Here is a 12,432-nt window from a genome sequence, read left to right as displayed (position 1 = left end):
GGGTCACACCCAGCCGCCATCGACGATGAATTGCTGGCTTGAGCACATGCGGCTGTCATCGGCGGCAAGAAACAGCGCCATGCGCGCAATGTCGGAAGGCTGCAGCCGATCGGGCAGGCACTGCCTTTCCTCGATCTGGCGCTCGCCGGCCGGCRTCAGCCACAGGCGCATCTGGCGCTCCGTCATCACCCAGCCCGGCACCATGCAGTTGACGCGGATGCGCTCGGGGCCAAGTTCGCGGGCAAGCGCCCGTGTCATGCCGTAGACGGCCGCCTTCGCCGTCACATAGGCAGGGCAGTCCGGATCGCCGACCATCCAGGTGATGGAGCCGAAATTGATGATCGAGCCGCCGCCCAGCGCCTTCATTTGCGGGCGCACGGCCTGTGCCGCGAAGAACTGGTGGCGCAGGTTGACCGCCATGCGGTCGTCCCAATAGGCGACGCTGACATCCGCGGTCTGGTGGCGGTCATCATTGCCGGCGTTGTTGCACAGCGCCTGGATGGGGCCATTTCGCTCTCTCGCCTGTTCGACGGCCGCCTGYAGGGCCTCGACATCGCGCAGATCGCAAGGAATGAAGAGCGGCTCCGGATGGCCTTGCGCCGTGATCGCCGCGACCAACTGCCTCGACGGTTCCACCGCCATGTCGACGAAGGCGACGCGGCTGCCTTGCGCGCAGAAGTGGCGCACGAGGCTCTCGCCAATGCCGCTGCCGCCGCCGGTTATGAAGACGCTGCGGCCCTTGAGGCTGGGGTAGACGGCATAGGTACCGATTTGGTCGTTCATTGCGGCACCTAATGCGAATGGCGGGGGATGCCGGCATCGCGGCGCCCGACAAGGAAATCGAAATCGCAGCCTTGATCAGCCTGCAGCACGCGCTCGACATAGAGGCTCTGGTAGCCGCCCTCGGGCGGCGCCGGCGGCCTCCAGTCGCGGCGGCGGGCGGCAAGCTCCTCTTCGGAAACCAGCAATTCGAGACGCCTGCCGGCCACGTCGAGATCGATGAGATCGCCGTCGCGAACCAGGGCAAGGGCGCCACCGGCCGCAGCCTCGGGAGCAATATGCAGGACCACGGTGCCGTATGCGGTGCCGCTCATGCGCGCATCGGAGATGCGGACCATGTCGGAAACGCCCTGTTTCAGGAGCTTCGCCGGCAGCGGCATGTTGCCGACCTCGGCCATGCCCGGATAGCCGCGCGGCCCGCAATTCTTGAGCACCATCACCGACGAGGCGTCGATGTCGAGGTCCGGGTCGTCGATGCGCGCGTAATAGTGCTCGATATTCTCGAAGACCACCGCCCTGCCCCGGTGCTGCATCAGCGCCGGCGTCGCCGCCGAGGGCTTTATGACGGCGCCGTTGGGCGCAAGATTGCCGCGCAGCACCGATATGCCACCTTCCCTGGTCAGCGGCCGGTCGAGCGGCCGGATCACCTCGCTGTTGTAGTTCGGCGCGCCGTCGACCAGCTCGCCGATCGTCTTTCCACTGACGGTCATGGCGTCGCGGTGGAGAAACCCCGCCCCATCCAGCGACGCCATGACCGCAGCCAGCCCCCCGGCGTAGTAGAAATCTTCCATCAGGAACCGGCCCGACGGCATCAGGTCAACGATCGTCGGCACATCGCGGCCGAGGCGATCCCAGTCGTCGAGGCTGAGATCGACGCCGACGCGATGCGCGATCGCTATGAGGTGCAGCACCGCGTTGGTCGATCCGCCGATGGCGCCGTTGACGCGGATGGCGTTCTCGAAGGCCTGACGGGTGAGAATTTGCGAGACCGTCACGTCCCGGTGCACAAGGTCGACGATCTGCCGTCCGGCGAGCTGCGCAAGCACGCCACGGCGCGAGTCGACCGCCGGTATGGCGGCATTGTCCGGCATGCCGATGCCCAGCGCCTCGACCATGCTGGCCATGGTGGACGCGGTGCCCATGGTCATGCAGCTGCCAGCCGACCGGCTCTGGCCCTGCTCGGCGGCAAGGAAGTCCTCGACCTTCATGCGCCCCRCCTTCACGTCCTCGGCGAATTTCCAGACATGGGTGCCGGAGCCGATGTCCTGGCCGCGGAACTTGCCGTTCAGCATCGGACCGCCCGACACGGCGATGGTCGGCAGGTTGCAGGACGCCGCCCCCATCAGCAGCGACGGCGTGGTCTTGTCGCAGCCGACCATGAGCACGACGCCGTCGATGGGGTTGCCGCGAATGGACTCTTCGACGTCCATGCTCGCCAGATTGCGGAACAGCATCGCGGTTGGGCGCATGTTGCTTTCGCCGAGCGAGGTCACCGGAAATTCCACTGGCAAGCCGCCGGCTTCGTAGACGCCGCGCTTGACGTGATCGGCGAGCGCCCGCAAATGCGCATTGCATGGGGTCAGCTCCGACCAGGTATTGCAGATGCCGATCACCGGGCGCCCGTCGAATGCGTCGGCCGGGATGCCCTGGTTCTTCATCCAGCTGCGATGCATGAAGGCGTTCTTGCCGTCACCGCCGAACCATGCCGTCGACCGCAGCTTTCGTCTTCCGCTCACGTTCTCTGTTCCTTACGGCGCCTGTTGCGGTTCTCGACACTGCGGCGAACGTCTTCCTCGGCATTGTCGATGAGCACGAGAAGAGCCTKCTGCGCGCCGCCCCCATCGCCGGTGGCGATCTTCTCGGCCACCTCGCGGTGCAGCGGCAGCGAGTGGCGCTGCCCCTCCGGATTGTCATTGGAGAGGCGGAAGCTCATCATCAGAGCCGTCTCCACCAGTGCCGCCAGCGAGCCGATCAACTCATTGCCCGTCATGCGCAGGATGGTCTGATGGAAGACGAGGTCGGGCTTGGCAAAGCGGTCGCCGTCGTCGCCCACGGCCTCCATTTCAGCAAGCGCGGCGTTAAGCTCGGCAAGCTGTGCCGGCGTCGCCCGCTTGGCAGCAAGCGCGGCCGACATCGGCTCGATCGCCCGGCGCAACTCGAAAAGCGCGGTGACGTCCTCGGCGCTGACGCCCGCCGCGTAGCGCCATGAAAGGACGTCGGGATCAAGGAAGTTCCAGTCGGAGCGGGGACGCACCCGCGTGCCGGTCTTGGGCCGCGACTCGACCAGCCCCTTGCCCGCCAGCACCTTGATCGCCTCACGCAGCACGGTGCGGCTGACGCCCAGCATCTCACTGGAATCGTCGGCATTGGGAAGCGCCTCGCCGGGCAGGAAGTCGCCCTGCACGATGCGCAACCCGATCTGCTCGACGACCGTCGCATGCAGCGCCGTCGAGCCGCTGGCAACCGCGGCGACGACCCGCGACGTGCGGGCGATGCTGAAGGATTTCGTATTCTTCATACTATTCATATGATATGTCTTTATCCAAGCGGCGACGAGAGTCAAGGCATCGGGGAGAAGATGGACGGGAATTTTGAAATAAGCGGCGCCGGCGGGCGCGAAGGGCTGGTCACGATCGCCGATGGCCTGGCGACGGTAGAGATCGCCCCGGCCGTCGGCGGCGCGCTGGCGTCGTATCGCTGGGAGAATAACGGGCATGCCATCGACTGGCTGCGTCCCGCCGGCCCCGCCGCGCTCGCCGGCCGCAACGCCGGCRCCATGGCCTGCTTCCCGCTCGTCCCCTATTCCAATCGCATAAGAGGCGGCCGTTTCAGCTTCGCCGGCCGGACCGTCGAATTGCCGACGCGGCCCGACGATCCGCATTATKAGCACGGCCATGGCTGGCGCCGGCCGTGGACGTTGGCAGGGCATCGAGGTGCAGCGGCCATCCTGCGCTGTCGCCACGATGCCGATTCCTGGCCATGGAGCTACGAGGCCGAGCAGAGGATCGGACTCGTAGGGGGCTGCCTGAGCATCCGGATCTCGTTGCGCAACCTCTCGGATACGCCCATGCCGGCCGGGCTCGGACTTCATCCATACTTTCCCGCCACCCCATGGACGCATATCCAGGCCGGTGTCACGGGAATGTGGGAAACCGACGCCGAGGTTCTGCCCACACGCCACGTTCCGCCGCCCGCGGGCGCTGATCCGACCACAGGCTTCGACGTCGCCGAGGCCGCGTTCGACACCGTCTTCACCGGATGGACACGCCGAGCGCGCATCACCTGGCCGGACGAAGAACGGCTGCTGGACATCGAGGCCGAAGCGCCGCTCGATTTCCTGGTGCTCTACACACCGCCGGGCGAGCCCTTCTTCTGCGCCGAGCCGGTCAGCAACATCACCGACGCCTTCAATCGGTTGGAGGAAGACACAGGTTGCATGGTGCTCGCACCCGGTGAGAGCCGGTCGGCAAGCGTCCGCTTCATACCGTCGGAAACGATCTYGACGCGATAGCCTCGGGCGGGCCGGTTAGGTCAGCTCGCCTCGCGCATCGCCTCGGCCGCCTGCAGGTCGACCGAGACCAGTTGGCTGACGCCCTGCTCGGCCATGGTGACGCCGAACAGCCGGTCCATGCGCGCCATGGTGATCGGGTTGTGGGTGATGATGACGAAGCGCGTCTCGGTCGTCTTGGCCATCTCTTCCATCAGATTGCAGAAGCGCTCGACATTGTGGTCGTCGAGCGGCGCGTCGACCTCGTCGAGCACGCAGATCGGCGCCGGATTGGTGAGGAAGACGGCGAAGATCAGCGACATCGCCGTCAGCGCCTGCTCGCCGCCGGAGAGCAGCGTCATGGTCTGCGGCTTCTTGCCGGGCGGCCGGGCCAGGATTTCGAGACCGGCTTCGAGCGGGTCTTCAGACTCGATCAGCTGCAGCTCGGCCGTGCCGCCGCCGAAGAGGTGCGAGAACAGCCGCTGGAAATGGCCGTTGACGACCTCGAAGGCCGACAGCAGCCGCTCGCGGCCCTCGCGGTTGAGGCTCTGGATCGCCTGGCGCAGCTTCCTGATCGCCTCGATGATGTCCTCGCGCTCGGAGACGATGGTCTCCAGCCTGTCGGACAGCTCCTTCTGCTCTTCCTCGGCGCGCAGATTGACGGCGCCGAGGCGCTCGCGCTCGATCTTCAGCCGGTCGAGCTGGCGCTCGATCTCGGCCATATCTGGCATCGGATCGTCGGCTTTGAGGCCGGTATGCTGGATGACGAGATGCGGCGGCGTGTTCAGCGCTTCCTGGATACGCGCCTCGACCTCGGCGCGGCGCTCGTCGGCGGCGGTGAGCCGCTCCTCGGCGCGGACGCGGGTTTCGCGCGCCTCGGCAAGCGACTGGATGGCGGCGGTGGCCGCCTTGTCGAATTCGGCCTGCTGGTTTTCCGCTTCCTGCAGGCGGTCGCTTGCCGCCTGGCGCAGCGCCTCGGCCTCGGAAAGTTGCGTCAAGAGAGCGCGACGCTTGGCGTCGATCTCGTCCGGCGCATCGGCCAGCCGCTCGCGCTCGGTTTCGGCCTCGGCCTTGCGCTCGCCGAGGGCGGCAATCTGCGTCGAGGCGTTTTCGGCGCGCTCCAGCCAGTTCTTGCGCTCGGCGCCGATGGCGTCCAGCCGGCGCATCCGCGCCTCGGCCTCGCGCCGCAGTCCATCATGCACGGCGCGCGCGTCGGCAAGCGTGGCGCGGTCTCGCGAGACGTTGGCGGAGGCCTGTTCGAGCTGCAGCTGCAGGTCGCCGAGATCGGGCGCGTCCTTCAGCATCTCCTCGGCTTCGAGGAAAGCGGCCTGTGTCTCCTCGTGGCTGTCGACGATGCGGGCACGGGCTTCGTCCAGAGCAGCGCGGCGGCTCACCAGCTCGCCGCCGGCCTTCTCGGCCTCGGCCAGCGCGTTGCGGGCGGCATCCAGCGCATGCTGGGCGTCGCGGCCGGYCTGACGCGCATTGCGCTCGGCCTCACTTGCCTCGCGCATCGCCTGTTCGGCGCGCGCCAATGCTTCCTCAGCCTCGCGCACGACGCGCGTCGCCTGCACGGCTTCGGCATCGAGCTCGGCCAGGCGGTTCTTCTGCGCCAGCCGCAGCGCCGCGGCAGTCGGCGCGTCGGCGCTCGCGGTCAGGCCGTCCCAGCGCCACAGCGCGCCGTCGCGGCTGACCAGCCGCTGACCGGGCGCCAGCAACGCTTGAAGACGGCGTCCGTCGGCGGCCTCGACGATGCCGATCTGCGCCAGGCGGCGCGCAAGCTGCGCCGGCGCGCGCACGACGCTTGCCAGGCTCTTCACGCCTTCGGGCAGCGCCGCATCGCCGGGCTGCACCGCGCTCTCGCCCCAATGCACCGGAGCGCTGCGGTCGAGCGGGACGTCGAGGTCCTCGCCAAGGGCCGCGCCAAGCGCGGTTTCGTAGCCGCGCTCGACGCTGATTTGCTCCAGCACCGACGGGAAAAGATCGCCGCCGCTGGTGGCGTTGAGGATTTTCGCCAACGTGCGCGCTTCGGTCTCGATGCGCGCCAGCTCCGCCCTGGCGTCCTGCAGGGGCGGCCGTGCGGCGCTTTCGGCCGCGCGCGCCTCGGCGACGGCCTGCTCGGCGGCAATGGCGCCTGCCTCGCTCTCTTCCAGCCGGGCAAGCGCATCCTCGACTAGCAGCCGTTTCTCGGCCGGATCCGGCAGGCCGGAAATGCGCGCGACGATGTCGGAAAGCTCGCGGTCGACCTCGGCGAGCTGGCGGGCGAAGCGGTCGCGGCGCTCGGCGGTCTCGCGCAGGCTGCGTTCGATCTGATGGCGCGAGGCGGCCGCCTCGGCGCGTTCGGCGGTCAGCGCGGCAAGTTTCGCTTCGCTTTGCGACAGCGTAGCACCCGCCTGCTCGAAGGCCGCGCGCGTGGTCGCCTCGCGCTCGGCCGCGCCTGCATTGTCCGAGTTGAGCTCGGCTTCCTCGGCGCGCAGGCGTTCGAGGATGTCGGCATTGTCGCGCACCATCCGCTCCTCGCGGGCGATGTCGGCATCGAGCTGCTGCAGGCGGCGTTCGAGCTCGGTCTGGCGCGCACGGATGCGGCCGGCCTCTTCCTCGATCTGGGTCTTGGCGATCGACAGGCGCTGGAAGGCGGCGGCCGCGGCGGCTTCGGCGTCGCGCAGGTCCGGCAGCCGGTGCGCCGCGATGCCCTGCTCTCGTGCCGCCGCCATCTGGGCGGCGGCGCGGTCACCGACCAGCGTGGTGGCGACGGCAAGCGCTGAACGCGCCTCGCCTTCCTGGGTCTTGGCCAGCGTCCAGCGCAGATGCAAGAGCGTCGCTTCCGCCTTGCGGATGTCGGCCGACAGGTTCTTGAAGCGCGAGGCCTGGCGCGCCTGGCGCTTCAGGCTGTCGATCTGGCCTTCCAGTTCGCCGACGACATCGTCCAACCGTTCCAGGTTCTGCTCGGCGGCCTTGAGCCGGAGTTCCGCCTCGTGCCGGCGCGTGTGCAGGCCGGAAATGCCGGCGGCTTCCTCGAGCAGCGCTCGGCGGGCCTGCGGCTTTGCCTGGATCAGCTCGCCGATGCGGCCCTGGCCGACCATGGACGGCGAGCGCGCGCCGGTCGACTGGTCGGCGAACAGAAGCTGCACGTCCTTGGCGCGCGCTTCCTTGCCGTTGATGCGATAGAGCGAGCCCGCCTCACGCTCGATGCGGCGCGATACCTGCAACTCATCGGCGTCGTTGAAGGCGGCGGGCGCCGTGCGGTCGGTGTTGTCGAGGAAAAGCGTGACTTCGGCGGTGTTGCGCGCCGGGCGCGCGCCTGAGCCGGAGAAGATCACGTCGTCCATGCCGGACGCGCGCATATTCTTGTAGGAGCTTTCGCCCATCACCCAGCGCAAAGCTTCGACGAGGTTCGACTTGCCGCAGCCGTTCGGCCCGACAATACCGGTCAGCCCGCGTTCGATGACGAACTCGCCGGGCTCGACGAAGGATTTGAAACCGAGGAGGCGAAGGCGCGAAAATTTCATTCGCGCCGCCCCACACTACAGGCCATGGCGCCGAAGCCCGACCGCTTCGGCGCGGCCTGGATGTCAAAGCAGAGGGTCGATGATGGCCGACATTTCCTCAATCGACATCGCCCCTTTGTAGGTCTTTCCGTTGATGAAGAAGGTCGGCGTCGAGTCGACCTTGAACTCGTCCGCTCCGCGTTTCTGGACTGCTCTCACATCGTCCAGAAGTTTCTGGTCCGTCAAGCAGGACTCAAAGGACTCCTGTGTAAAACCGGCCAGCTTCGAGATCTGCAGCAGCGCTTCCTTGGTGTTGTTGACGCCGACCCAGCTCGGYTGCTGCTTGAACAGCACGTCGACCATGGCGAAGTAATTGTCCTTGGAGCAGCGCGCCAGCATGAAGCCCGCCTCGGCRCTCGGGTCGAAGGGAAATTCGCGCAGGATGTAACGAACCTTGCCGGTGTCGATATACTTCTTCTTCAACTCAGGAAAGGTCGTGTCGTTGAAATGCGCGCAATGCGGGCAGGTCATCGACGCATACTCGACGATGGTGACCTTGGCATCGTCCTTGCCGAGCTGCTTGTCGGGCAGCGCGCCGGGCTTCAGCAGTTCCGCCATATCGACGGTGCCTTGCGCCTCCGGCACCTGGACCGCGGCCGGGGTCGTGGCCGGCTTGGCAGGCGTCGACGGGTCGGCAGGCTTCACATYGGCGGCCTTCGCCTCCTCGCCGGAGTCGCTGCACGCAGCAAGCAGCGCYACCGCGGGAACAGCGGCCAGCGTGGTCAGAACGTTTCTGCGGGACAGACTTTTGCCAAACGGGGCGCGGTTCATGCGAATCACCTGATATCGGTTGGATTTTGCAATGCAAGAGCTAGAAAAGGCGAGAGTTGGCGCGAATTAAGGCATCGCGATCCCCAATCCAATCGCGAAACTTGATCATAAGCATCACGAATGCGCGAGATTGGTGACGCATTCATGACGCTTCTTACGACCCTTTGCGCTTCCTTTCACCCATAATCGTGGCGCCGAGCCGCTCCAGCGAAGCGCGCAGGCCGTCGTCCTCGATCTTGCCGACCAGATGCGAAAGCTTCGATTTCTCTGCCTCGCTCAAGGGCAGCGGCGCCGGCTTCGGCCGCGCCTTTTGCGAAAGCACCGGCTTTTGCAGGATCTTGATGCGGCCGATCGCGTTGAAGCCCAGGAAGRCATTGACGCGGTTGATGACCTCGCCGGCCTCATGCTGCAGATGCAGCGCCGCCATGCCTTCGCAGGCGATGATCAGTGTCGCCGGCTCGAACGGATCGTCCTCGTGCAGGCGGCGCGGCCACTGGATCTTCTCCGGGCGCGAATGGGTGGCAAGGCGCGGCCCGGCGATCTCTTCCCAGGACTGCACCAGCCCGATCGAGATGCCGGCGCGCTTCCTCAGCACCGGATCGAGGATCTCGGTCGCGAGATCGCTCACCGGAACGGGATTGCCGAAGGCCCTTTTCCCTGCCATGTGCGTTCTCCAGTCCCCCAGTTCATCCGATCAATGGCACCGCTAGACCAGACCCGCAAGGCATCACAGCAGGCCGCATCCGGCGATACGGGCATCGCATCCCGCCTGCTTACCTGGTACGACGCGCATCATCGCGACCTGCCCTGGCGCGTGACGCCGGGCGCGTTTGCGCGCGGCGTGCGTGCCGATCCCTATCGCGTGTGGATGTCCGAGGTGATGCTGCAGCAGACCACGGTCGAGGCGGTGAAAGCCTATTTCCGCAATTTCGTCGAGAAATGGCCGACGGTCGAGGCGCTGGCGGCGGCGCCGGCCGAGGACGTGATGAAGGCCTGGGCCGGGCTTGGCTATTATTCCAGGGCGCGCAACCTGAAGGCCTGCGCCGACCTCGTGGCGCATAAGGGCGGCCGCTTTCCCGACACCGAGGCCGGGTTGCGCGAACTACCGGGAGTCGGCGCCTATACCGCAGCGGCGATCGCGGCCATCGCTTTCGACCGGCCGGCCGCGGTCGTCGACGGCAATGTCGAGCGGGTCGTGACCCGGCTTTATTCGATCGAAACGCCGCTCAGCGAGGCCAAGCCGCAAATCCGCGCGCTGGTCGAAAAGCTGGTGCCGGAGACGCGACCCGGCGATTTCGCCCAGGCGATGATGGATCTCGGCGCGATGATCTGCACGCCGAAACGCCCGCGCTGCATGCTCTGCCCGGTGCGCGAGGATTGCAGCGCCATTCTTTCGGGCGATCCCGAGCGTTTCCCGGTCCGCCTGCCGAAAGACGACAAGCCGCTTCGCAAGGGCGCTGCCTTCGTCGCCGAGCGCGACGACGGCGCCATCCTTCTGCGCAAGCGGCCTGAGAAGGGCCTGCTCGGCGGCATGACCGAGGTGCCGACCACGGCTTGGACCGCCCGCGTAGACGGCGCCACGACGGCCGACGCCGCGCCCTTTCCAGCCGATTGGCGTCGCGCCGGGCGGATCGGGCATGTCTTCACCCATTTCGCGCTCGAACTCGACATCTTCCATGCCCGGATCAAAGGCGATGCGCCGGCAGGACATTTCTGGTCGCTGGCCCATCAAATTCCCGGGGAAGCGTTGCCCACCGTCATGAAAAAGGTAATCGAGGCGGCCATACCGGGGGCGACCAAAAAGCAACCTACCCGCTGAAAGGCCCGCAATGACCGAAATTCGCCACATCGTCTTCGACATCGGCAAGGTGCTGGTCCATTACGATCCGGACATCCCGTTCAGCCGCCTGATCCCGGACGCCACGGAGCGGAAGTGGTTCTTCGACAATGTCTGCACCAGCGCCTGGAACCTCGAGCAGGATCGCGGCCGAACCTGGGAAGAAGCCGAATCATTGCTGATCGCCGAGCATCCCGATCACGCCGAGAACATCCGCAATTTCCGCCGGCACTGGCACGAGATGGCGCCGCACGCCTATGAAGACAGCGTCGCCCTGCTCGAAGGCCTGATCGACGGCGGCCACGACGTGACGCTGCTCACCAACTGGGCCTCGGACACGTTCCGCGAGGCGCGCGCCCGTTTTCCGTTCCTGGAGAAACCGCGCGGTGTCACCGTCTCCGGCGATATCGGCCTGATCAAGCCGGACCGCGCGATCTACGACCATCACGTGGCGTCGTTTGGGCTCGATCCGGCGGCATCRCTGTTCATCGACGACAGCCAGAAGAATGTCGATGGCGCCAGGGTCGCCGGCTGGCAGTCAGTGCTGTTCACCGACGCCAGGACGCTTAAAGCGGACCTTGAACGGTTCGGGATTGCGGCTTGAACTCAATCGCTTGCGGCGATCCGTTGAAGTCTTGATTCAAGAGCGGGCGGCCGCTCAGGCTCCTGCCCGCTCCATGCCGAGACGGGCGATGCGGCGCAACTCGTCGATCGGGGTGAGGCCGCCGCTGCGCTCATAGTGCCAGAAGGTCCAGCCGTTGCAGGCATCCAGACCTTGCACCTCGGCGCCGATCTTGTGGATCGAGCCGGCGCTGTCGCCGATCGCCAGCGTGCCGTCGGCGCGCACCTTCGCCGCCCAGCGCTTCTTGGCGTCGTAGAGCGTGACGCCCGGCGCCACCAGGCCGTTGTCGATCAGGCTGATGAAGGCGACGCGCGGTTCGGCGCGCTTGCCCGAAAGCACGGTGAGATCGGCGCTTTCCAGCGGGCGCACCGCGGCGATGCGCTCATTGGCGGCGTCGATATAGGCCTGCTCGCGCTCGATGCCGACGAAGTGGCGGCCGAGGCGCTTGGCGACGGCGCCCGTGGTGCCGGAGCCGAAGAACGGATCGAGCACGACGTCGCCCGGCTTGGTCGAGGCCATCATGATGCGGGCCAGCAGCGCCTCCGGCTTCTGCGTCGGGTGCAGCTTGTTGCCGTTCTCGTCCTTCAGCCGTTCGCCGCCGGTGCAGATCGGGAACAGCCAGTCTGAACGCATCTGCAGGTCGTCGTTCGAAGCCTTCAGCGCCTCGTAGTTGAAGGTGTAGCCCTTGGCCTTCTGGTCGCGCGAGGCCCAGATCATCGTCTCATGCGCGTTCTGGAAGCGGCGGCCGCGGAAATTCGGCATCGGGTTGGTCTTGCGCCAGACGATGTCGTTGAGGATCCAGAAGCCGAGATCCTGCATGCGGGCGCCGACGCGGAAGATATTGTGATAGGAGCCGATGACCCAGATGGTGCCGCTGGGCTTCAGCACGCGGCGCGCCGCGAGCAGCCAGGCGCGGGTGAAGGCGTCATAGGCCTCGAAGCTCTCGAACTGGTCCCAGTCGTCGTCGACGGCATCGACCTTGGACTGGTCGGGCCGGTGCAGGTCGCCGTCGAGCTGCAGATTGTAGGGCGGGTCGGCGAAGATGATGTCGACCGACTTTTCCGGCAGCCTGTCGAGCGCAGCGACGCAATCGCCTTTCAGGATCGTGTCCAGCCACTCGGACTTAAGGGGAGCGTGGGAAAGCTCGTCGAGAAGACGCACGGCAGACATCGAAACACCCAAAAAACGCGTTACGGTTTACTGGCTGTTATGGTTACCGATCAGCGTAAACATTCGGTGAAGGCCGCCGCCTGACCCTCGACGGTTTGCGAAGGCMCGCCCGTTGGTGTATGCCGCGCCCRCCTAAAGCCAGATTCAGATTTCAGGTCGACAGGACCCGAAATCTGAATCCGTCTCTAGATCAAAGAAATGGAGCATGATGTCGTCCGAA

General features: G+C 66.3%; 10 protein-coding genes. 3 read left to right on the top strand and 7 right to left on the bottom strand.

Annotated elements, in window-relative coordinates:
- Positions 1-3: 3 nt before the first annotated feature.
- From LCM4576_RS27135 to LCM4576_RS27125, 3 genes are read right to left on the bottom strand one after another with little or no spacing between them, the layout of a single operon-like run.
- Entirely contained in the window at positions 4-783 is a 780-nt protein-coding gene (locus tag LCM4576_RS27135) for an SDR family NAD(P)-dependent oxidoreductase (RefSeq protein ID WP_071035538.1), read from the bottom strand.
- An 8-nt stretch (positions 784-791) separates the two neighbouring features.
- Complete coding sequence (locus LCM4576_RS27130) at positions 792-2,453, bottom strand: IlvD/Edd family dehydratase (protein WP_244510945.1); 1,662 nt, start codon at positions 2,451-2,453, stop codon at positions 792-794.
- 59 nt (positions 2,454-2,512) lie between these two features.
- On the bottom strand, positions 2,513-3,307 hold the full coding sequence (locus LCM4576_RS27125; protein ID WP_244510932.1) for a FadR/GntR family transcriptional regulator: 795 nt from the start codon (positions 3,305-3,307) through the stop codon (positions 2,513-2,515).
- A gap of 51 nt (positions 3,308-3,358) precedes the next feature.
- Here LCM4576_RS27125 and LCM4576_RS27120 point away from each other — a divergent pair, with 51 nt between their 5' ends.
- Positions 3,359-4,291 (top strand): aldose 1-epimerase, encoded by a 933-nt coding sequence (locus LCM4576_RS27120; RefSeq protein WP_071035890.1) that lies wholly within the window; start codon positions 3,359-3,361, stop codon positions 4,289-4,291.
- Between the two features lie 20 nt (positions 4,292-4,311).
- On the opposite strand, the gene smc is transcribed toward LCM4576_RS27120, so the two are convergent.
- The 3 genes from smc to LCM4576_RS27105 form a co-directional block, all read right to left on the bottom strand.
- Complete coding sequence (gene smc / locus LCM4576_RS27115) at positions 4,312-7,773, bottom strand: chromosome segregation protein SMC (protein WP_071035535.1); 3,462 nt, start codon at positions 7,771-7,773, stop codon at positions 4,312-4,314.
- 63 nt (positions 7,774-7,836) lie between these two features.
- On the bottom strand, positions 7,837-8,583 hold the full coding sequence (locus LCM4576_RS27110) for a DsbA family protein (RefSeq protein WP_071035534.1): 747 nt from the start codon (positions 8,581-8,583) through the stop codon (positions 7,837-7,839).
- Between the two features lie 154 nt (positions 8,584-8,737).
- Positions 8,738-9,247 carry a DUF721 domain-containing protein gene (locus tag LCM4576_RS27105; protein ID WP_071035533.1) on the bottom strand — a complete coding sequence of 170 codons (510 nt, stop codon included), beginning with the start codon at positions 9,245-9,247 and terminating at the stop codon, positions 8,738-8,740.
- Positions 9,248-9,280: 33 nt separating this feature from the next.
- On the opposite strand from LCM4576_RS27105, the gene mutY reads away from it, so the two are divergent.
- Both mutY and LCM4576_RS27095 read left to right on the top strand, forming a co-directional pair.
- On the top strand, positions 9,281-10,402 hold the full coding sequence (mutY, locus tag LCM4576_RS27100) for an A/G-specific adenine glycosylase (RefSeq protein ID WP_071035532.1): 1,122 nt from the start codon (positions 9,281-9,283) through the stop codon (positions 10,400-10,402).
- A 10-nt stretch (positions 10,403-10,412) separates the two neighbouring features.
- Positions 10,413-11,024 (top strand): HAD family phosphatase, encoded by a 612-nt coding sequence (locus tag LCM4576_RS27095; RefSeq protein ID WP_071035531.1) that lies wholly within the window; start codon positions 10,413-10,415, stop codon positions 11,022-11,024.
- 54 nt (positions 11,025-11,078) lie between these two features.
- Here the strand turns inward: LCM4576_RS27095 and LCM4576_RS27090 are convergent, their stop codons facing one another.
- Positions 11,079-12,212: a site-specific DNA-methyltransferase gene (locus LCM4576_RS27090; protein WP_071035530.1), complete on the bottom strand. Its 1,134-nt coding sequence runs from the start codon at positions 12,210-12,212 to the stop codon at positions 11,079-11,081.
- Positions 12,213-12,432: the final 220 nt, after the last annotated feature.

The sequence above is a fragment of the Mesorhizobium sp. LCM 4576 genome (assembly GCF_001854815.1).
Lineage (GTDB): Bacteria > Pseudomonadota > Alphaproteobacteria > Rhizobiales > Rhizobiaceae > Mesorhizobium > Mesorhizobium plurifarium.
The sequence above is the reverse complement of the archived record's forward strand: the minus strand, read 5'-3'. Positions and strand labels throughout refer to the sequence as shown.

What these genes read in the sequence shown, in the direction of transcription:
- mutY (WP_071035532.1), top strand. Translation starts at nt 9,281, where the DNA reads ATGGCACCGCTAGACCAGACCCGCAAGGCATCACAGCAGGCCGCATCC.
- LCM4576_RS27090 (WP_071035530.1), bottom strand. Translation starts at nt 12,212, where the DNA reads ATGTCTGCCGTGCGTCTTCTCGACGAGCTTTCCCACGCTCCCCTTAAG.